The organism is Microbacterium trichothecenolyticum (assembly GCF_041938625.1).
GTDB lineage: Bacteria > Actinomycetota > Actinomycetes > Actinomycetales > Microbacteriaceae > Microbacterium > Microbacterium trichothecenolyticum_D.
The window spans coordinates 604,066-623,876 of sequence record NZ_CP169427.1 but is presented as its reverse complement, the minus strand read 5'-3'; the positions used below and the strand labels follow the sequence as shown (position 1 = coordinate 623,876).

The following is a 19,811-nucleotide window of genomic DNA, read 5'->3' as shown; positions in this document are numbered from 1 at the left end:
GTCATCTTGCAAAGATGCTCGCGTCCACTGTGTAGTTCTCAAAGTACGGGCGGCACTTCCCCCACCCACCAACAAAAGCCGGCAGCAGAAAAAGCCCAGAGAGTCAGTCACCCGCACCCACCCCCAAAAGAGGCGACATGCGGCGTCCGGTCCCTCAGGACCCAACAGCGTGCAGGCACCCCGCTCCCCAACCCCCACCCTCCAACCGGCTCCGAAGAACCGGCGTACTAATGAGAATCAGCCGCGCTGATGCCATGTCAAATGTTCCACCCACGAGCCCCCGCAGAGACATTCGCTCTGCTGAGGTTCCTACAGCCCCGAAAGACTGAGGTGCTCCTTAGAAAGGAGGTGATCCAGCCGCACCTTCCGGTACGGCTACCTTGTTACGACTTAGTCCTAATTACCGATCCCACCTTCGACGGCTCCCCCACAAGGGTTGGGCCACCGGCTTCAGGTGTTACCGACTTTCATGACTTGACGGGCGGTGTGTACAAGACCCGGGAACGTATTCACCGCAGCGTTGCTGATCTGCGATTACTAGCGACTCCGACTTCATGAGGTCGAGTTGCAGACCTCAATCCGAACTGGGACCGGCTTTTTGGGATTCGCTCCACCTCACGGTATTGCAGCCCTTTGTACCGGCCATTGTAGCATGCGTGAAGCCCAAGACATAAGGGGCATGATGATTTGACGTCATCCCCACCTTCCTCCGAGTTGACCCCGGCAGTATCCCATGAGTTCCCACCATTACGTGCTGGCAACATAGAACGAGGGTTGCGCTCGTTGCGGGACTTAACCCAACATCTCACGACACGAGCTGACGACAACCATGCACCACCTGTTCACGAGTGTCCAAAGAGTCCCCCATTTCTGGGATGTTCTCGTGTATGTCAAGCCTTGGTAAGGTTCTTCGCGTTGCATCGATTAATCCGCATGCTCCGCCGCTTGTGCGGGTCCCCGTCAATTCCTTTGAGTTTTAGCCTTGCGGCCGTACTCCCCAGGCGGGGAACTTAATGCGTTAGCTGCGTCACGGAATCCGTGGAAAGGACCCCACAACTAGTTCCCAACGTTTACGGGGTGGACTACCAGGGTATCTAAGCCTGTTTGCTCCCCACCCTTTCGCTCCTCAGCGTCAGTTACGGCCCAGAGATCTGCCTTCGCCATCGGTGTTCCTCCTGATATCTGCGCATTCCACCGCTACACCAGGAATTCCAATCTCCCCTACCGCACTCTAGTCTGCCCGTACCCACTGCAGGCCCGAGGTTGAGCCTCGGGATTTCACAGCAGACGCGACAAACCGCCTACGAGCTCTTTACGCCCAATAATTCCGGATAACGCTTGCGCCCTACGTATTACCGCGGCTGCTGGCACGTAGTTAGCCGGCGCTTTTTCTGCAAGTACCGTCACAAAAGCTTCTTCCTTGCTAAAAGAGGTTTACAACCCGAAGGCCGTCATCCCTCACGCGGCGTTGCTGCATCAGGCTTCCGCCCATTGTGCAATATTCCCCACTGCTGCCTCCCGTAGGAGTCTGGGCCGTGTCTCAGTCCCAGTGTGGCCGGTCACCCTCTCAGGCCGGCTACCCGTCGACGCCTTGGTGAGCCATTACCTCACCAACAAGCTGATAGGCCGCGAGCCCATCCCAGACCAAAAAATCTTTCCAACCCCCACCATGCGATGAGAGCTCATATCCAGTATTAGACGCCGTTTCCAGCGCTTATCCCAGAGTCCAGGGCAGGTTGCTCACGTGTTACTCACCCGTTCGCCACTGATCCACCAAGCAAGCTTGGCTTCACCGTTCGACTTGCATGTGTTAAGCACGCCGCCAGCGTTCATCCTGAGCCAGGATCAAACTCTCCATAAAAAAATGATGCCACCACCCACCGGGAAAACGATGAGACAGCAGCGAGTTCAACCATGACCAAAAACGAATATCAAACTGACATCCATGAATTGATCCAAAAAAGACCCCCACCAACCAAAAAATGGTCGACAGAGAAAAAAATTGGCATTTGACAAGTGCACGCTGTTGAGTTCTCAAAGATCGGACGCACCAACCCGCAACGAATCCCACGACCCGCGCCCCGGCTGGGCAACTTCACAATCCTACCTCGCCGAAGCCACCCGGTCAAACCGACCAGACCCCTCCGAACAAGGCCCCCACCACCCCCGCAAGCGGAGTGACCCGACAAGCAGACCAAGAGTGATGGAGATCGTCCGCTACTTGAGGGGAGCCAGACCTTCCGGCCATCTGCTCTACCCTTTGGGGCGAACAACAACAACACTACGCCCAACCCACCCCACCGTCGAATCCACACCACCCCCCGGGCGTGTCGCACGCTCCAAACCGCGGCGACTCAGCCGAGCATCCGAAGCGCGGGTGTCACGCGACAAGAGCACGAGGCAGTACGACGTCGAAGCGGCATCCGCCTGGCACGTTGGTCACGGAGATCTCTCCGTCGTGCGCCTTGACGATGCCGTGTGCGATCGCGAGCCCGAGTCCGGAACCGCCCCCGGTCGTCACCGGCGCGGGCGTGCGCGAGGCATCCGCTCGCCAACCGGCGATGAAGATCTTCGTGAGATCGGCCGCCGCGATGCCACCTCCTGAGTCGACGACGGAGAGAGTGGCGGTTCCGTCGGCGCCCGCCTGTGTGGTGACGGAGATCTCAGTTCCCGGCGGCGAATGCTGGATCGCGTTGATGAGCAGGTTGGCGATGACCCGCGAGAGCTCACCGGCGTCACCGACAACGACGTGCTCAGGGTCGGGGGATTCGCGGATGGTGATGTCGTGGGCTGCGGCGAGCACGCTGAGCTCGGCGACCGCGTCGCTGACGAGGTCGTACAGCGAGACCGGTTCGAGGGTCAGGTCGAGACGTCCCGATTGGATCTTCGAGAGCTCGAAGAGCTCGTCGACGAGCGTCGTGAGATGGGCGACCTGCAGCCGCATCTGCCGGTGGAATCGCTGCGGATCGTCGGCGAGCCCGTCTTCCAGCGCCTCGGCCATCGCCCGAAGCCCGGCCAGCGGCGTGCGAAGGTCGTGCGAGATCCACGCTACGAGCTCGCGGCGCGATGACTCCAGCGCCTCCACCTCCGCGCGGGCGTCGTCCAGGCGCCGGCTCGCGAGCGCGAGTTCGCGTTGCAGCGACGCCAGTTCCGAGCGGTCGGGGACTGCCGGTGGCTCGACCGGCGCACCGTCTCCGATGTCTCTCGCGAGTCCGCGGACGTGTGCCACCTGCCGGGTGAAAGCCCGGCCGACCACGATGGCCGCGCCCAGCGACACCAGTCCGGCGCTCACCGCAACCCACACGCTCGCAAGGAGGTCGTGCGGTGAAAGGTACATCGCCTGCGCGACGGCAACCATGCCCGCCGTAACCGACAGGGTCGCCGTCGCCACGACGATGAGCAGCTGCACCATCAAGGGGGACCGGCGGGCGAGGCGGAGGGCGAGGAGACCGAGGGCGCCCACGAGGAGCGCGCACGCGAGCGCGATGCCGACGATGGCGGCGAGGTCGGGAAGGGGGATCACGGCGTTCCCTCGGGGTCGAACCGGTAGCCGACTCCCCACACAGTGTTGAGCAGTCGCGGCTGGGTCGCGTCGCCCTCGATCTTCTCCCGGAGCCGCCGGACCGTGACGGTCACGGTCGAGAGATCGCCGAACTCCCAGCCCCACACCGCGCGCAGCAGCTCTTCACGAGTGAAGGCGCGACGGGGATGCTTGAGGAGGAAGGCGAGCAGCTCGAACTCGCGGGTCGACAGCGGTAGTTCGACTCCGTTCTTGCGCACGATGCGGGCCGAGGCATCCAGATGGAAGGGACCGAGGTCGAACGGCGCTTCCGGTGTGAACTCGCCGAGGCTGCGGCGCAGCACCGCCTGGACGCGGAGGACGAGCTCACGCGGCGAGAAGGGCTTGGTGAGGTAGTCGTCGGCGCCAGCCTCGAGCCCCGCGACGCGATCCTCCGGCGCCCCCAACGCCGTGAGCAGGATGACCGGCACCGACCTCGTCTCACGGATGCGGCGGCAGACTTCCGCACCGTCGATTCCGGGCAGCATCCGGTCCAGCACGACGAGGTCGGGCGGTTGCATCTCGATCGCATCCAGCGCCGCGAAGCCATCGGAGGCGACGTCGACGATGAACCCATCCGCTTCGAGATAGGTCTCGACGACCTCGCGCACAGTGGGGTCGTCCTCGACGACCAGCACCCTGCGGTCGGCGAGGTCGCCCGGCGGGGAGGTCCGTGCGGTGGACATGACCACAGGATAGGCCGGAGCACGAGGCGGAGGTCGGCCGCGCAGCTGTCCCTGCGTCGGTTGTCCGCGGTTCGTAATCCTCTGTCAGCGCCATCCGAGCAGACGCGGTCCTAGCGTCGGAGCATGTCCGGCACGATCGACGTGGTGCTCCCCTGTCTCGATGAGGCGGCCGCACTTCCAGGCGTGCTGCGGGGACTCCCGGCCGGGATGCGCGCGATCGTCGTCGACAACGGCTCGAGCGACGACTCGGCATCCGTCGCCGAGGAACTCGGCGCGACAGTCGTCCACGAGCCCCGCCGCGGCTTCGGCGCCGCCGTGCATGCGGGCGTCTCGGCGGCGACCGCGGACGTCGTCGCGATCTGCGACGCGGACGGGTCGTTCGACCTCGCCGAACTTCCACGCGTCACGGGTCCCGTGCTGACGGGCGAGTCGGACCTCGTCCTGGGTCGGCGCATCCCCGTGTCGAGGACTGCCTGGCCGCCGCACGCCCGGTTCGCGAACGCCTACCTCGCGCGGCGGCTCCGAAAGATCGCCGGCCTCGACCTCCACGATCTCGGTCCGATGCGCGCGGCCGGACGGGAGAAGCTCCTCTCACTGGGCCTCCGCGACCGCCGCAGCGGCTACCCGCTGGAGATGGTGCTGGCTGCGGCACGGGAAGGGTGGCACATCAGCGAGGTGGAGGTGACCTACCGGCCACGCAACGGGCGCTCGAAGGTGACCGGGACGGTGCGGGGAACGGCGCTCGCGGTCGCCGACATGAGCCGGATGCTGAGGGGGGCGGGGCTGCGATGACGACACTCGTGGTGATGGCGAAGGAGTGCGTCCCCGGCAGAGTGAAGACGCGCCTGCATCCGCCGTACACGCTGGAGGAGGCCGCGCGGATCGCGGCGGCGAGCCTGAGCGACACCCTCGCCTTCGCCGACGCCCTTCCCGTCGAGCGCCGGGTGCTGAGCTTCGCCGGCTTCCGCACGCCCGGCCAGGCGCCGGGCTGGGAGGTGGTCGTGCAGCCGGAGGGTGGGCTCGATGAGCGGATCGCGGCGGCCCTGGACTGCTGTTCGGGTCCCACGCTGCTTCTCGGGATGGATACACCGCAAGTGCGGGAGGTGCATGTCGCGCCTGCACTGGCCTGGCCGGCAGGGACCGACGCGTGGCTGGGGCCCGCCACTGATGGCGGGTTCTGGGCTCTCGCGCTGCGCCACCCGGACGGTGCGCTGGTCCGCGGCGTGACGATGTCGCGCGACGACACCGGAGCGCAGCAGCGTCGGCGGCTGGAGTCCGCGGGCTTGAGCGTCGGAGCATTGCCCGTGCTGACCGACATCGACACGGCGGAGAGCCTCGCGGACGTGGCATCCGAGCTCCCGGACGGCCGTCTGCTCGATCTGCTCGGGAGCTTGGCGTGAGCGCCCCGACAGCGACCGCGTCACTCGGCGACGCCTACGAGCGTGCCCTGCGCACCAGGACCGGTCCGCTGCTGCTGCAGGATCTCGGGGGCCCCCGCGTCGTGCGAATGGATGTCGATCGCTTCCTCGCGCAAGCGGATGACGTCGACACGGCTCTCGCCGGCGCCCTGCCCGGGCCTGTCCTCGATGTCGGGTGCGGTCCCGGCCGGATGGTGCGGGCGGCGCTGGACGCGGGTCATGCCGCTCTGGGAGTCGATGTCTCCCAGACTGCGGTCTCGATCGCTCGACGGCGTGGCCTGCCCGTCCTGCACGGCTCGGTGTTCGACGCTCTTCCCGCAGAAGGCGGGTGGGGCGCGGCTCTGCTGATGGACGGCAACATCGGGATCGGCGGCGACCCAGAGGCTCTGCTCCGGCGCTGCGCGTGCCTGGTGCGTTCGGGAGGTCGCGTCGTCATCGAAACGCATCGGACGGCGCGTCGCGATCACCGATTCGAGGGGATGCTGCGCGACGACGTCGGCCCGTCGGCCACCGCGTTCCCGTGGGCCGAGGTGGGCCGGATCCCTCTGCGGCGGCACGCCGCGGCGGCCGGACTCGAGATGGTGCGGGAGTGGCGAGCGGCGCGGCGGAGGTTCGCCGAGTACATCCGGCCGGAAGCCGGCTCAGATCTGTTCAGCGACGCGACCGGCGGATGACGATGCGCCCGACGACGAGCACCGTCGCGGCGATGAGTGCCCAGACGATCACGAGTCGCAGCGCATAGTCGCCGACGAGGATCGTGGGATTCGGATTGCCACGACCCTGCGCCCAGAGCTCGGGGATGACGAACAGCGTGAGGACGGCGCCGACCACGAACCCCACGTGAGCCACGGCCGTCAGCGCCCGTGGCCTGGATTCCGCACGGCGATACCACCGCGCGTGCAGCCACGAAGCCGTCGGCGCGAGAACGGCGTCGTGCACGACGACGACCGCCGCGAGCCAGATCGCCAGGGCCAACAACTGGGCGGGGCTGAGTGTGGTGACGGCGAGGAAGACGCCGTAGGCGGCGAGCGCACCACCGACCACGAGCAGCGCGCCGCGGAGCAGGGTCATGTCGGCTCCTCGCGAATCGAGTGCAGCCACTTCGTCTGCAGCACGCCGGGGCGACCGGGGGCGATGATGCGGCAGGGGAAGCCGTGATCGGCGTCGAGCGTCTGGCCGTTGAGTTCGAGCGCGACGAGGGTGAGCGGATCCCACGCGTAGTGCGGAGGCATCGTGGTCACCCGGTACGGGCCGCGCGGCTGCACGCTCTCGAGTCGCACCGTCCGGTCTGGACCGACGCCGGCGAGTTGAAGCAGATACGCCAACTGCACTCCTCGCCAGTGCGCCGTCGTGCTCCACCCCTCGACGCACGCGATCGGCAGGACGGCCTCGGCCTGCGGCATCCTCGTCAGGTCGTCGCGGGAGAGAACGATCGAGCGCGATGGGCTTTCGAGGTGGAGCCGCCACGCGGGGTCGAGGATGACATCCTGCACACCCGCCTGCCCGGCGGTGCGGTTCACGGGAAGGCCCTGCGGGCCCTGACCCTTCACGCGCGGGGCGAACAGGTTGACGGGGGCGAGCACGTCGAAGGACTGACCCGCGGTCAGCCCGACGAGCGTGGTGACGGCCGCCCCCACCCCGACGAGGAACGTCCGCCGGTCCCCTCGCTCGACACTCATCGATCGTCCCCGGGCTGGCGCCAGTTCGCCGCGATCATCGGCAGCTTGACGCCGATGTGCACGAGGATGGCGCCGACGATCACCCACGAGAGCGCCCAGTGCGTGCGCACGAAGGAGAACGACCACGGGTACCACTGGAAGGTGTTGAGCACACCCATCACGATCTGCAGCAGCGATGCTGAGACGAGGAGGGCGATGGACCCGCGCTCCAGAACGTCGAGCGGCCTGCGAAGCGGCTGCCAGGCGAACAGCCGGGGATACACGACCCAGAGCTTCGCGAGAACCAGCGGGAGGAGCGCTGTGCCGATCGCGACGTGCGTCCCCTGTGTCCACGCGTACAGCTCCACCGGACGGGTGGGGAGCGGCAACCACTCCAGCGGATGCTGCTGGAGATGGCTGTACACCCCGGTGAGGAAGCACACGGCGAACCCGACGCCCACCATCCTGCCGATGACGACCGCTGACCGGGGTCGCCGCTCCGGGGCGTCGAGCGCTCGGCGGACGGCGGCCGCTCTCGTCGCCGCCGCGTCGGCGAGTCGATCCGTGATCGAGGCCATGTCGCCAGTGTGAGCGGCGCGGTCACGTCGCGACAGCGCGTGCGATTACGAAGCGCAGACAACGCACCGTCACCGGACCGTAATGGAAGTCCGAAGACACACGCCGATCCGACGGCCAGAGTGGTGTCGTGAGTGCAGCGGACCAGGCGGAGCATGCGCGCATCGGAATCATCGGCGGCTCGGGTCTGTACCGGCTGCTCGAGGATGCGAGACAGGTCGACGTCGCGACGCCTTACGGAGCCCCTTCGTCGTCTCTCGCCGTCGGTCTGCTGGGCGGTGAGCGCGTCGCCTTCCTCGCGCGGCACGGCCCGCGGCACACGCTTCCTCCACACCGCGTCAACTACCGGGCCAACCTCTGGGCGCTTGCTTCGGCGGGGGCGACCGCGGTGATCGGCTCCAGCGCCGTGGGAAGACTCACCCCCACGATGCCCGCCGACAGCTTCGTCGTTCCCGACCAACTGATCGACCGCACGCGCGACCGCGCGGATACCTTCTTCGAAGGCCCGGAGGTGCAGCATCTCGGTTTCGCGGATCCCTTCGATCCCCGCATCCGTCACCTCCTCATCGGCGCGCTCAGCGCACGCAGCGAGCGCTTCGCGCCGGTCGGGACGACGGTGGTGATCCCCGGCCCCCGGTTCTCGACCCGCGCGGAGTCGGCGGGGTGGCGCTCGCTCGGCGCCGACATCGTCAACATGACGCAGTATCCGGAGGCGGCGCTGGCGGCCGAGCTGAACCTCGGCTACGCCAGTCTGTCTTTCGTGACGGATGCCGACACCGGCCACCACGAGGGCGACCAGCCCGTGACCGCGGAGGTCGTCTTCCGGCGACTCGCAGACGCCCGCGAGCGGATCATCGGCGTCATCTCCGATGCCGTCGCGGCGCTGCCGACCGACTACGCCCCCCGCGAGCTGATCGACCCGGACGCCGTGGCACGAGTGCTCGCCCCGGATCGCTCGCCGCGATGACCGGCACGCTGCTGATCACGGGAGGTGCGGGCTTCATCGGCTCTCACATCGTCGCGGGGGCGCTCGCCGCGGGATGGCGCGTTCGCGTCGTCGACAGTCTCCGGGTCGACGTGCACCCGGCGTCGGTGAGCATGCCGGCCGGCGTCGAAGCCATCGTCGCGGACATCACGGATGCGGCGGCCGTCGCAGCCGCGCTCGCAGACGTCGACGTCGTCTGTCACCAGGCGGCCAAAGTCGGGCTGGGCGTCGACCTCGGGGATGCTCCGGATTACGTGCGGAGCAATGATCTCGGGACCGCGGTGCTCGCCTCCGCGATGGCACGCGCGGGCATCCGGCGTCTTGTGCTCGCATCGTCGATGGTGGTCTACGGGGAGGGCCGGTACCGCGACGCGCTCGGCATCATCCCCGCTCCGCCTCGCCGCCGCGAGGATCTGGAGGCGGGTCGGTGGGAGCCGATCTCGGCCCGCACCGGAGAGGCACTCCAGCCGCAACTCATCGACGAGTCGGCGCGTCTTGACCCGCGGAACGTGTACGCCGCCTCGAAGGTCGCGCAGGAGCACCTCGTCGCCGTGTGGGCACGCGAGACCGGTGGCCGGGCCGCACTGCTGCGATACCACAACGTCTACGGACCGGGGATGCCGCACGCCACGCCGTACGCCGGAGTCGCCTCGCTGTTCCGGTCGGCACTCGAGGGCGGCCGAGCGCCCGAGGTCTACGAAGACGGCGGCCAGCGGCGCGACTTCATCCACGTGCACGACATCGCGACGGCGAATCTCGCCGCCATCGAGTGGACGGACACCGCGGAAGCCGGTGACGCTCGCGCGTTCAACGTCGCATCCGGCGAGGTGCACACCGTCGGCGAGATGGCCGCGGCGCTCTCCTCCGCCTTCGGCGGACCCGAGCCGGAGGTGACCGGCCGGTACCGTCTGGGGGACGTACGGCACATCACCGCCTCCGCCGAACGCATCCGGCGCGAGCTGGGGTGGAAGCCCGCGGTGTCCTTCGCCGACGGCATGCGCGAGTTCGCCGCTGCGTCTCTCCGCGGCCGTGCCGGGGCGGGCGGATGACTCCGTCCGCGACGCGCACTCGCGCGCCGACGAAGAGGTCGCGGGTCGCCGCGATCGGGATCGCCTCGACGCTGGCGCTCATCGTCGCGGCGCTGGCCATCCCGGCGATCACCGGATGGGAAGTACGCGCGGGGCAGTTCCCCCCTCTCCACTCGATCTGGGTGCCGAGGGTGGGGCCGGGAACGCCGGCGGCGATCCTCCTCGGTGTTCTCGCCTGGGTATACGCGCCGCGGGTGGCGCTGTGGTCGTGGCGGCGACTGCTCTCGGTCGTCTACGCGTATGGGGTGGCGTGGATGCTCGCGCTCGCGACGGTCGACGGCATCGAGGGTGTCGGCGGGATCCTGGACGCGAAGACCGAGTATCTGCAGACGGCGCGAGCGGTGACCGACGTCGGCGAACTCTTGCGCACCTACACCGCGCACATCCCGCTGGACAGTGAAGACAACTGGCCGGTCCACCTCGCTGGACATCCGCCGGGTGCCGTCCTCTTCTTCGTCGGTCTCGCTCGGATCGGTCTCGGCGGCGCGTTCGCGGCGGGTCTGGTCGTCACCCTCATCGCGGCCACCACCGCCATTGCGGTGATGCTCGTCGCCCGCCGATTCGGCGCAGAGCGCTTCGCGCGAGCGGCTGCGCCGTTCCTCGCTGTCGGGCCCGCCGCCATCTGGATGTGCGTTTCGGCCGACGCGGTATTCGCCGCGACCGCCGCGTGGGCGACCCTGCTGCTGACCGTCTCGGCGACGAGCGGCCGCGGCGGGACGCGCCTTGTGGCAGGAGTGGGCGCGGGTCTGCTCTACGGGGCGTGCGTCATGTTCTCCTACGGCCTGCCGCTCCTCGGCGTGCTGGCGGTCACGGTGCTGATTCTCACGAGGTCGTGGCGCCCGCTGCTGTGGGCGACGCCCGCAGCGCTCGCGGTGGTGCTCGTGTTCGCGGGACTGGGCTTCGCCTGGTGGGAGGCGTTCCCCGTGCTGCGGGAACGCTACTGGGCCGGCATCGCGCAGCATCGCCCAGGGCTGTACTGGACTTGGGCCAATCTTGCCGCGGTGGCGATCAGCGCCGGGCCGATCGTGGGCGCCGGACTCGCGGTCGCGGTGGTCGGGGCCAGGACACCAGGAAGCGAGAGCCGGCGCGCGATCATCTGGCTGGCGCTCGCGGGGCTTGCGATGTGCATCCTCGCGTCGCTGTCACAGATGAGCCGCGCCGAAGTCGAGCGCATCTGGCTGCCCTTCGTGCCGTGGATGGTGCTGGCCACCGGCCTGCTGCCCGCTCGATGGCGCAGGGGAGGCCTCATCCTGCAGGTGGTGTTCGCGCTCATCGTCCAGCATCTGCTCTACACACGGTGGTGACCACCCTTTTCGCTCGCACCTCTTACGATCCGGTGACGGGTGCATCTGCGGGCGGCAGAAGCGCCGCGGCGATAGGTAGCGTGGCAGCAGGTCGCGCGAAGGCCACGGTGGGCGGGAGCGGGTATGAAGATCCGGGGAGTGGCGGCGGCGACTCTGGCCGTCGCCGTCATGATGGCGCTCGCGAGCTGCGCGTCTGCGACGGGCCCTGACACGATGGCAACCGCGAATCCGACGCCGGCCGCGGCATCTCCGACGCCCGACCGCACCCCTCCCAGCCCCGCGGCGACGCCACCGGCGATGGCCGAGCCGACGAGCGCTCCTGGCGCGTACGTGGAGTTCACCGACGGCGCCATCGAGGCGACTCCGGGACTCAAAGCCCTCTTCTTTCACGCGAGTTGGTGCCCGAAATGTCGGTCGCTGGACGAGGACCTGAAAGCACGCGGCGCACCTGACGGTCTCACCGTGTTCAAGGTCGACTATGACAGCCGAACCGATCTGCGGCAGAAGTACGGCGTCACGCTGCAGACAACGGTGGTGTTCGTCGATGACGCCGGCGAGCTCATCTCTCGCTCCGTCCTGTACGACGATCCCTCTGTCGCGTCACTCGTCGCTGCGATCCCCTGACGCGGACGTGACAGCGACGCTGCTTCTGAGCTTCGCCGCCGGTATCCTCACCGTCGCGGCGCCGTGCGTGCTGCCACTTCTCCCCGTCATCGTCGGCGGCGCGATCGCGCGCGACGACACCAGCCGACGCGCTCGCCTGCGGCCATACGTCATCGCCGCCTCGTTGGCCTCGAGCGTCGTGGCGTTCACACTGCTGCTGAAGGCGACGACCGCGTTGCTCGGCATCCCCCCACAGGTCTGGCAGGTGGTGTCGGGTGTCATCGTGATCCTCCTCGGGGTCGACCTGCTGGTGCCGTCGCTGTGGGATCGCGCGTCTGCGGCTCTGCGCCTGACGTCCCGAAGCAACGAGATGCTCACCACGTCGATCGCGCGTGGCGGCTTCGGTGGAGACGTGCTCACCGGGGCGGCGCTCGGACCGGTGTTCTCGAGTTGCAGTCCCACCTACGCCTTGATCGTCGCGGCAGTGCTGCCCGTCTCGTTCTCCGAGGGTGTGATGTACGTGTTCGCGTACGCGATCGGTCTGGCCGGCGCCCTCCTCCTCATCGCGCTGCTCGGACGAAATCTGGTCCGTAGGCTGGGATGGCTCGCCGACCCGAACGGCTGGTTCCGACGGATCGTCGGAGTGCTGTTCATCCTCGTCGGGGTAGCCGTGATCACCGGTTTCGACAAGCTGGCGCAGACCTGGATTCTGGATGCGGGCTGGTACGACCCGATCGAACGGCTCGAAGAGATCCTGGGCACCCCCTGATCTCGACTTGTCCAGGCGTGGAGGTCCGTCGAGATGGGAACGAATACGCCCGTCATGGTGCCCAAGTCCGCTCCCAAACGCAGATCAGCCCTGTCGGCGGCGCGTGAACTCTGAACGTTATCGGCGCTCGAATAGTGAACGGTTGCGGGCAGTCTAGCCAGGGGTTTCGTCGGTGGTGGTGCGGATGCTGGGGAGGCTGTCGATGCCGCGTCCGCGGAGCCGGTAGCTGGCGCCTTTGAGGGTGAGGACGTCGGCGTGGTGGACGATCCGGTCGATCATTGCGGCGGCGACGGCCTGGTCTCCGAAGACCCCGCCCCAACCTGAGAACGGCAGGTTCGAGGTGAGGATCAGCGAGGCGTGTTCGTAGCGGGATGAGACGAGCTGGAAGAGCAAGTTGGCGGCGTCCTGCTCGAAGGGCAGGTAACCGACTTCGTCGACGATGATCAACCCGTAACGCCGCAGCCTCGCGAGCTCACGAGGCAGGTTCCCTTGCCGGTGCGCGTCGGTGAGCCGGGTGACCCAGTCCGTCGCGGTCGCGAACAAGACCCGGTGCCCGTGCCGGGCCGCGACGATCCCCAATGCGACCGCCAAATGCGTCTTCCCTGTTCCGGGCGGGCCGAGCAGCACCACATTCTGCGCCTCGAGGAGGAACCCGCCCGAGGCCAGCGCGGCGACCTGCTGCCGGGCGGTGGGCTGCGCGTCCCAGTCGAAGTCCTCCAGCGTCTTGCGCGCCGGGAACCCGGCCGCCTTGATTCGCAGCTCCGCGCCGGAGGCGTTGCGCGCCGAGACTTCGCGCTCCAGGATCGCGGCGAGGTAGTCCTCGAACGACCACCCTGCATCGCGGGCTTGGTCGGCCATCCGGCTGGCGGCTTCGGTGATCCGGGGCGCTTTGAGCGCGCCGGCGAGGTAGGTGATCTGCTTCACCGACTCCGTGTTCTTCGCGGCGCCCATCAGCTGAGCCCGCCGTCGATGAGTCCGAATGCGCGGTCGTAGTCCGCGAGGTCGCGGGTCAGGTCCTCGCTGCCTGTCGCGGTGGCTCGGGGCTGCTGGAACTGGCGGCGCAATCCGGCGGCCGCGTCGACATGGGCGGGATCGGTGACGACCCGCCCGCGCGCCCAGAGCCGCGGATGGTCGGCGATCACCCGCCCCTCCAGCCGTACTCGGACCCGGGTCAGGTCCGCGCTCACGTCGACGACGCGGCCGATCGCGCGCGGGTCGACGGAGTAGTCGTTGGTGTCGATGCGGACGTAGTAGTCCCGGCCCAACCGGATCCGGTTGCGCCATCCCAGGTGCAGCGGGATCGGCGGCAACGGCAGCATCGCCGCCAGATCCGCGGCGAGCCGGTCCATCGGTGATGCGCCCAGGGTGCGCACGATGCGGCGGTTGGCGAGGGCGAGCCAGTCGGTGAACTGCTCGTTGAAGTCCGCCGGCGAGATGAACGAGCGGCCGGGCATGAACGACGTTTCGAACCAGCCATTGCGCCGCTCCACGACGCCCTTCGATTCGGGATCCCGGGGCGGCAGCAGCACCAGCTTGGTCGCCAGGGTGCCCATGAACGCGTCGACGCCATCGGCGTGACGCTTGCCGCGGCCGATGCCGGGCTCGTTGTCCCAGAGCAGCCGGCGCGGGACCCGCCCGAGCTGCTCGATCAGCTCCCACATGCCCAGCAGCAGGTCCTCAGTCTTGCGGGTCGGGATCATCCGCCCGGCCGCGAACCTCGAGTGCGCCGGGGTGATCACCAGCACCGGCAGCAGCTTCGCCGTCCCGTCCTCGAGCGGGATCTTCCGCGGCGGGAACCACAGGTCGCACTGCGCCGCGTCCCCGGCCGCCCACACCAGCCGGTCGGCCGGGTCGATGCGCTGCTGCTCCGGCCGCAACCGGTTCACGTTGTCCCGGAACCAGCGGATCGACCCCGTCCACCCGACCCGCTCGGCGAGCACCGTCGCCGGCATATCCGGCGTCTCTGCCAGCAGCTCGCGCACCCGCGGCTCGAACGGTGTGAACGACGTCGGCGTAGCTTTTCGCTCGTAGTGAGGCGGTGCGTCCGAGGCCACCGCCTTGATCACCGTCGTCCGCGAGATCCCCAAACGCTCGGCGATCCGCGCCTTCGGCTCACCCTCCGCGGCGAGCCTCCTGATGAGCGCCCAATCCTCCAAAGTGATCACTCTCCAATCGTTGAGTGTTCACTTTTCGCGCGCCGTTACTGACCAGTTTTCGAGCGCCGTCGACAAGCCCCGCAAAAGCGGGGCTGATCTGGTGGAAAGCTGGCGGTGACGGTGGGATTTGAACTCAAGATGGTCCGCTCCGTCTCGATCCGGCTCAGACGGAAACCGCGGAATCCTGCGGCTGCGCGCCTACTCCACTGTGCCGTGAATCCTCGTCGTTCGTCCTCAGTCCGTGACGGATGTGGGCACGGCGTGGGCACCGTCCGCTGTCCGCAACCTTCGTTGCGTTGTCGTTTGGAGGTCTCGCGCTGGCCTCGCGCATCCGCCCCGCAGAGGTCATGAGTCGGCCGGTGGACCAGCTCCCCGATCCGTAGTCACGCGGGAGATGCCGTCGAGCCCTTTCGACTGCTGGGATCGACACTCCTCAGTTCACACATTGGTGCACACATGCATGTCATCGACTCGGCGTGAGCTCGAGGCCGACGACCGCAGCAGCCTCACACACCGGATCCGCGGCGCGCGAAGCCGACCCGCCCGGATTGCCCGGCGAGGGAAGCATAACCACTGCGACCGTGCGGTTCAGCAGCCGATTTCCACAGCTACCACTGAGTCGGCCCCTGCCTCGATCCCACATCCCTGGGCAGTCAGCCGCCGCACAGCGCGCGGTTACAAAACGTTTTGCATGCAACATCTTCTCGAAATCTCCCCTCCCGACCATGGAAGTGCTGACGACACACACCTAAGGAGCGCCGGTTCCATGGCCAACGGGTACGACGACTGGGCTGACTCGCCTAGGTGTCCTGAGTGTCGACGCGATCTCGACTGGGAGCTCCGCGCCATCGAAGGACACATTGCGATCGCCTTCGTGTGCAGGATCCACGGCGAGATCCAGATGCGAGACACACTCCCGTGAACCGCTGTTGCATCGACATCAGGCAGTCCCGCAACGGCGTCACTGAAACAGGTGATGGCGGCGCTGGAAGACTGGACCAATGACATCTTGTACTCAAACCACCGCCCAGAGCCCAGCAGCGGGTCAATCAGTGCGATGGCTTCGCCGATAGCTGTCGGTGTCGCCTCGATGTTGGGAATGTTCGCCACTGAGGAGCCGCGGAGACGCGCGTAGAGGATCCTGTACGCCGCGATCTTCGCCGATGCGGCAGATGGTGTCCCACGACCGCGGGAGCCGTAGCCAAGATGTCGACGTATCCAGGCACCGACATCCAGGCTCGATAGCGAGGCCTCCCGACGACCGGCTTGTGCAACTCTTTCGAGAGCCCAACTCGGCAAGCAGAATGGGCCGCCTTCTGGAATGGCCCTTCACAGCGCGCGAACTTCGCGGGGCGCGTCATGGATATGGTCACCGGGACGCCGGAAGCGGCCCCGGCCCCGATCCACGTGCGACTATCCGTTCCCGTGCGCTGCGACTCGCCACACTCTCTCTCGGGTGAAGGGCAGGTGGTAGGCGCGTGCACCGAGAGCGCGTGTGATCGCATTGCCCACCGCGGGGGCGACGGGGTTGTAGGGAGATTCGCTCATCGACTTGGCCCCGAACGGGCCGACGCTGTCGCTTGTTGATGCGAAGTAGACGTCGGTGGTGGGGATGTCGGCGAATTGCGGGATCCGGTACTGACGGAAGACCGGATTCGCGACGGCCCCGGTCGGGGTGACGAGCACCTCTTCATAGAGTGCGCTGCCGATGCCCTGTGCCGCGCCGCCTTCGATCTGCCCGCGGCATTGGGCCGGGTTCATGACGAACCCGGCATCCGCACTCTGCACCGACTGCAGGATGCGTACGATGCCCGTTTCGGTGTCCACCGCGACGCGGACGGCATGGACGTTGAAGGCCAGCGACCGTTGTTCGCCGAGCTCCGCACCCGACGCCACCAGTCCGTGCTCGGACCGCTCGCTCTGCGGGGCTGATTCAACGATGTCTGCGAAGGAAACCAGGCATCCCCCCGCCTCGACACCTTGCTCGGTCAATCGCGATTCCGTGGGGTCGCATCCCACCAGCCCCGATGCGATCTCGATCATCTTCTTGCGAAGCGACAGGCACGCAGCATGCAGAGCTTTCCCGGTGACGGTGATCCCGGCGGAAGCGAAGGCGCCGGTGTCATGGAGCGCTTGGTCGGTGTCTGCGGTGCGCAACTCGAGGCGTGTGAAGGAAGCTTCGAGGTCGGTCGCGGCGATCTGCCGGAGGACGGTCGTGGTGCCGTTGCCGAACTCGGCTGTCCCTGTCCGGAGGAGATACGTGCCATCGGGTCGGAGGGTGGCCGTGGTGTGTGCGACGTGGCCGCGTGGCGCCATGGTCGCGATCATCGACAGTGCCATGCCTTCGCCGACACGCCAGTTCTCGCCTGGTGGAGGCATCTCACCCTCCCCGCTGCGAATCGCCGCCTGAGCCAGATCGAGGCATTGATCGAGTCCGTAGCTGCCCCACACCAGGTCTTCCTCGTACCTGTCGTTGTCGGGGTGCAAACGGTCACCCTCGCGCACCGCATTGATCCGGCGCAGTTCGAAAGGGTCGATGTCGAGCTTCAGTGCGAGCTCGTCCATCGCGGATTCAACGCCCAGCATCACCTGACCGAGCCCGTAGCCGCGGAACGCCCCGGACGGCACGTTGTTCGTGTAGACGACCTCCGCATCGGTGCGACGTGTCGGGCATCGGTAGACGGTCGTGGACTCGGAGACGCCGTGGAACAGCACTCCGATCGAATGGTTCCCGTAGGCGCCGGTGTCGCTGAGGACATCGACGTGCATCGCGGTGAGGACCCCGGTGGGGTCGGCACCGAGCCGCACACTCACTCGCATCGGGTGGCGCAGGGAAGCCCGCTGGAACTCCTCCGTCCTCGAGAACTCGTATGCGACGGGGCGCCCGGTGCGAAGCACTGCGAGAGCGACGAGATCCTCGGTGAAGATCTCCTGCTTCCCTCCGAACCCACCACCCACTCGGGCGGCGAACACCCGGACTGTCGAGGGTTCGAGGTCGAAGATCCGCGCGATCTCATCTCGCACCAGGAACGGCACCTGTGTGCTGGAGCGGATCACGAGCCGGCCATCGTCATCGATCCATCCGATCGAACCGTGAGTCTCGAGTTGCGCGTGTGCGACCCGGCTGGTCTGCCAGGTTCCCTCCACGGTGACGTGGCTCGACGCCAGCGCCGACTCCACGTCACCGTGCTCCTCGTGCAGTTCGGCGATCACGTTACGGGAAGCGAACGCGACCCGGTCATCGGGAGTGCGATCCGGGTGGAGAAGCGGTGCGCCAGGCTGTCGCGCCTGCTCCGGGTCGAAGACTGCGGGGAGCACCTCGTAGTCCACGCGGATGGCCCGGCACGCAGCATCCGCAGAGATCGTGTCTTCCGCGATGACAGCGGCGACACGCTGACCGACGTGGCGCACGACGCAGTCCAGCATGCGGGTGTCATCAGGATCGTCGGTTCGGTGCTGGTGGCGAGCGGTCGAGTAGAGCACGTCGGGTACATCGGCATGGGTGAAGATCGCCACCACCCCGGGGATGGCGCTCGCTGCGGTGGTGTCGATCGACCGGATGCGTGCGTGCGCGTAGGGCGACCCCACCACGCGCATCGTGAGCGCCCCGGGAACCTGCGTGTCGAAGGTGAATGGCTCACGGCCCTGCACGACCCGATGCGCTGCGGGCGGGGTAACCGGAGCACCCACTCCACCGCTCGACAGGGACCCCTCATGCGGGCTTCCCTGACGTCCGGTCCGGCGGACCGGCCCGAGCACGGACTGGGCGATCGCCTCCCGGATCGGGCGGTAGCCCGTGCATCGACACAGATTCCCACGCATCTTGCGGTCCAGGGCGGCGATGTCGTCGCGAGTGAGCGTCGAAGCGGTGACGGCCATTCCTGCCGTGCAGAATCCGCATTGGAATGCGAAGTTGGAGGCCAACGCAGACTGGACGGGATGCAGATCGTCACCGGCGGCGAGCCCGCCTGCCGTCGTGATCACAGCCCCGTCCACTCTCATCCCCGGGACGATGCACGAGTGCACGGGATCCCCGTCAAGGAGCACGGTGCACGCTCCGCAGTCGCCGGCATCACAGCCCTTCTTCACCTCGACACGGCCGTGTTCCCGCAGCAGCGTGCGCAGGCACTGCCCAGGCCGGGGGTGCACGTCGATCGCTTCGCCGTCGACTTCGATTCTCATGCGGCGCCCACCAGCTCGCGTCGGATGCGTTCTGCGAGGACGATGCTGACGCTCCTCCTCCAATCTGCGGCTCCCAGCGGGTCCGAGTAGTAGCCGGGCGCGGTCCGGACCGCCGACTCCAAGATGCGCACATCCGGCACCCCGTCGAACCTGAACACGACCGGCGCCTGCGTCGCGGCGGTGATGCCGAAGACCGTGGTGCCGTCGGCGTCGGTCCGGCCGGTGACCACAGCACCCGAGCGACCGTACTCCGCGAGCGCGATCTTCCTGAGCACCAGTCGGGACTCCAGGGCTCTGGCGGGCAGGTCGATCGCGCGCAACACTTCGCCGCGCGCGAGGTTGTTCGTGCCGTTGCCGGTGACGATTTCCGCGACGGGAACATGGCGGATGCCTCCGCCCGGGGCCCACACTTCCGCGATGCCGTCGAGTGCCACGGTCAGGGCGACCATCGCGGCTGCCGCGAAGGATCTGCAGATATTCCCGCCCACGGTCGCGGTATTCCAGATCTTGAAGCTTGCAAGGAGCGCATCCGCGGCCGGTTCGAAGGTATCGACGGCGAGCCATGTCTCGGGGACTGCGATGGGGGTGCCTCCCCGCGCGAAATCCACCAGTCTGGCGATGGTGCACGTCGCACTGATACGCAGCCCGTGTCGGGTGATCTCGAGATCGGGCCACCCCATCCCCGTCAGATCGACCAGCCCGGTGGTCTCGGGCTGCGGTTCGCTCATCAGCCACGTGCCGCCCGCCAGGAACGTCTCGCCAGGCGCAAGTTCAAGATCGTCACGTGTGCGAGCGACCCTGAAGGTCTCGATCGTGGGGACGTCCAT

The 19,811-nt window shown here is 67.4% G+C and carries 17 protein-coding genes and 1 rRNA gene; 8 read left to right on the top strand and 10 right to left on the bottom strand.

Annotated elements, in window-relative coordinates; translation table 11 throughout:
* Positions 1-341: 341 nt before the first annotated feature.
* The 3 genes from ACEYYH_RS02920 to ACEYYH_RS02910 form a co-directional block, all read right to left on the bottom strand.
* Positions 342-1,861: ribosomal RNA gene (locus ACEYYH_RS02920) — 16S ribosomal RNA — on the bottom strand.
* A 519-nt stretch (positions 1,862-2,380) separates the two neighbouring features.
* Positions 2,381-3,523 (bottom strand): sensor histidine kinase, encoded by a 1,143-nt coding sequence (locus tag ACEYYH_RS02915; protein ID WP_374976795.1) that lies wholly within the window; start codon positions 3,521-3,523, stop codon positions 2,381-2,383.
* A complete protein-coding gene (locus ACEYYH_RS02910) occupies positions 3,520-4,245 on the bottom strand; it encodes a response regulator transcription factor (protein WP_374976794.1) in 726 nt (241 codons plus the stop codon). The genes ACEYYH_RS02915 and ACEYYH_RS02910 overlap by 4 nt, the downstream gene beginning before the upstream one ends.
* A 123-nt stretch (positions 4,246-4,368) precedes the next feature.
* Here ACEYYH_RS02910 and ACEYYH_RS02905 point away from each other — a divergent pair, with 123 nt between their 5' ends.
* The 3 genes from ACEYYH_RS02905 to ACEYYH_RS02895 are packed head-to-tail and all read left to right on the top strand — an operon-like array spanning position 4,369 to position 6,337.
* Positions 4,369-5,037: a glycosyltransferase family 2 protein gene (locus ACEYYH_RS02905; protein ID WP_374976793.1), complete on the top strand. Its 669-nt coding sequence runs from the start codon at positions 4,369-4,371 to the stop codon at positions 5,035-5,037.
* Entirely contained in the window at positions 5,034-5,645 is a 612-nt protein-coding gene (locus ACEYYH_RS02900; protein ID WP_374976792.1) for a DUF2064 domain-containing protein, read from the top strand. Before ACEYYH_RS02905 ends, ACEYYH_RS02900 begins: the two co-directional genes overlap by 4 nt.
* Positions 5,642-6,337, top strand: coding sequence for a class I SAM-dependent methyltransferase (locus ACEYYH_RS02895; RefSeq protein ID WP_374976791.1), 696 nt, complete (start codon positions 5,642-5,644; stop codon positions 6,335-6,337). Before ACEYYH_RS02900 ends, ACEYYH_RS02895 begins: the two co-directional genes overlap by 4 nt.
* Here the strand turns inward: ACEYYH_RS02895 and ACEYYH_RS02890 are convergent.
* From ACEYYH_RS02890 to ACEYYH_RS02880, 3 genes are read right to left on the bottom strand one after another with little or no spacing between them, the layout of a single operon-like run.
* Positions 6,315-6,734, bottom strand: coding sequence for a hypothetical protein (locus tag ACEYYH_RS02890; RefSeq protein WP_374976790.1), 420 nt, complete (start codon positions 6,732-6,734; stop codon positions 6,315-6,317). The two genes, ACEYYH_RS02895 and ACEYYH_RS02890, sit on opposite strands and share 23 nt — an antisense overlap.
* Positions 6,731-7,342: a molybdopterin-dependent oxidoreductase gene (locus tag ACEYYH_RS02885; RefSeq protein ID WP_374976789.1), complete on the bottom strand. Its 612-nt coding sequence runs from the start codon at positions 7,340-7,342 to the stop codon at positions 6,731-6,733. Before ACEYYH_RS02885 ends, ACEYYH_RS02890 begins: the two co-directional genes overlap by 4 nt.
* On the bottom strand, positions 7,339-7,899 hold the full coding sequence (locus ACEYYH_RS02880; RefSeq protein WP_374976788.1) for a hypothetical protein: 561 nt from the start codon (positions 7,897-7,899) through the stop codon (positions 7,339-7,341). The genes ACEYYH_RS02885 and ACEYYH_RS02880 overlap by 4 nt, the downstream gene beginning before the upstream one ends.
* A 128-nt stretch (positions 7,900-8,027) precedes the next feature.
* Between ACEYYH_RS02880 and ACEYYH_RS02875 the strand changes: the two genes are divergently transcribed.
* From ACEYYH_RS02875 to ACEYYH_RS02855, 5 genes are all read left to right on the top strand, one after another.
* On the top strand, positions 8,028-8,864 hold the full coding sequence (locus tag ACEYYH_RS02875) for an S-methyl-5'-thioinosine phosphorylase (RefSeq protein ID WP_374976787.1): 837 nt from the start codon (positions 8,028-8,030) through the stop codon (positions 8,862-8,864).
* Positions 8,861-9,931, top strand: a complete 1,071-nt coding sequence (locus ACEYYH_RS02870) for an NAD-dependent epimerase/dehydratase family protein (RefSeq protein WP_374976786.1) — start codon at positions 8,861-8,863, stop codon at positions 9,929-9,931. Before ACEYYH_RS02875 ends, ACEYYH_RS02870 begins: the two co-directional genes overlap by 4 nt.
* Complete coding sequence (locus tag ACEYYH_RS02865) at positions 9,928-11,274, top strand: hypothetical protein (RefSeq protein ID WP_374976785.1); 1,347 nt, start codon at positions 9,928-9,930, stop codon at positions 11,272-11,274. Before ACEYYH_RS02870 ends, ACEYYH_RS02865 begins: the two co-directional genes overlap by 4 nt.
* 123 nt (positions 11,275-11,397) lie before the next feature.
* Positions 11,398-11,898: a thioredoxin family protein gene (locus ACEYYH_RS02860; protein ID WP_374976784.1), complete on the top strand. Its 501-nt coding sequence runs from the start codon at positions 11,398-11,400 to the stop codon at positions 11,896-11,898.
* 7 nt (positions 11,899-11,905) lie between these two features.
* On the top strand, positions 11,906-12,646 hold the full coding sequence (locus tag ACEYYH_RS02855; protein ID WP_374976783.1) for a cytochrome c biogenesis CcdA family protein: 741 nt from the start codon (positions 11,906-11,908) through the stop codon (positions 12,644-12,646).
* A gap of 153 nt (positions 12,647-12,799) precedes the next feature.
* Here ACEYYH_RS02855 and istB read toward each other — a convergent pair whose 3' ends face one another.
* The 4 genes from istB to ACEYYH_RS02835 form a co-directional block, all read right to left on the bottom strand.
* Positions 12,800-13,597, bottom strand: a complete 798-nt coding sequence (gene istB, locus ACEYYH_RS02850) for an IS21-like element helper ATPase IstB (protein ID WP_374976782.1) — start codon at positions 13,595-13,597, stop codon at positions 12,800-12,802.
* Positions 13,597-14,811, bottom strand: a complete 1,215-nt coding sequence (istA, locus tag ACEYYH_RS02845; protein ID WP_374976781.1) for an IS21 family transposase — start codon at positions 14,809-14,811, stop codon at positions 13,597-13,599. The genes istB and istA overlap by 1 nt, the downstream gene beginning before the upstream one ends.
* A gap of 1,404 nt (positions 14,812-16,215) precedes the next feature.
* A complete protein-coding gene (locus ACEYYH_RS02840) occupies positions 16,216-18,984 on the bottom strand; it encodes a molybdopterin-dependent oxidoreductase (protein WP_374976780.1) in 2,769 nt (922 codons plus the stop codon).
* Positions 18,981-19,811, bottom strand: coding sequence for an FAD binding domain-containing protein (locus ACEYYH_RS02835; RefSeq protein ID WP_374976779.1), 831 nt, complete (start codon positions 19,809-19,811; stop codon positions 18,981-18,983). Before ACEYYH_RS02835 ends, ACEYYH_RS02840 begins: the two co-directional genes overlap by 4 nt.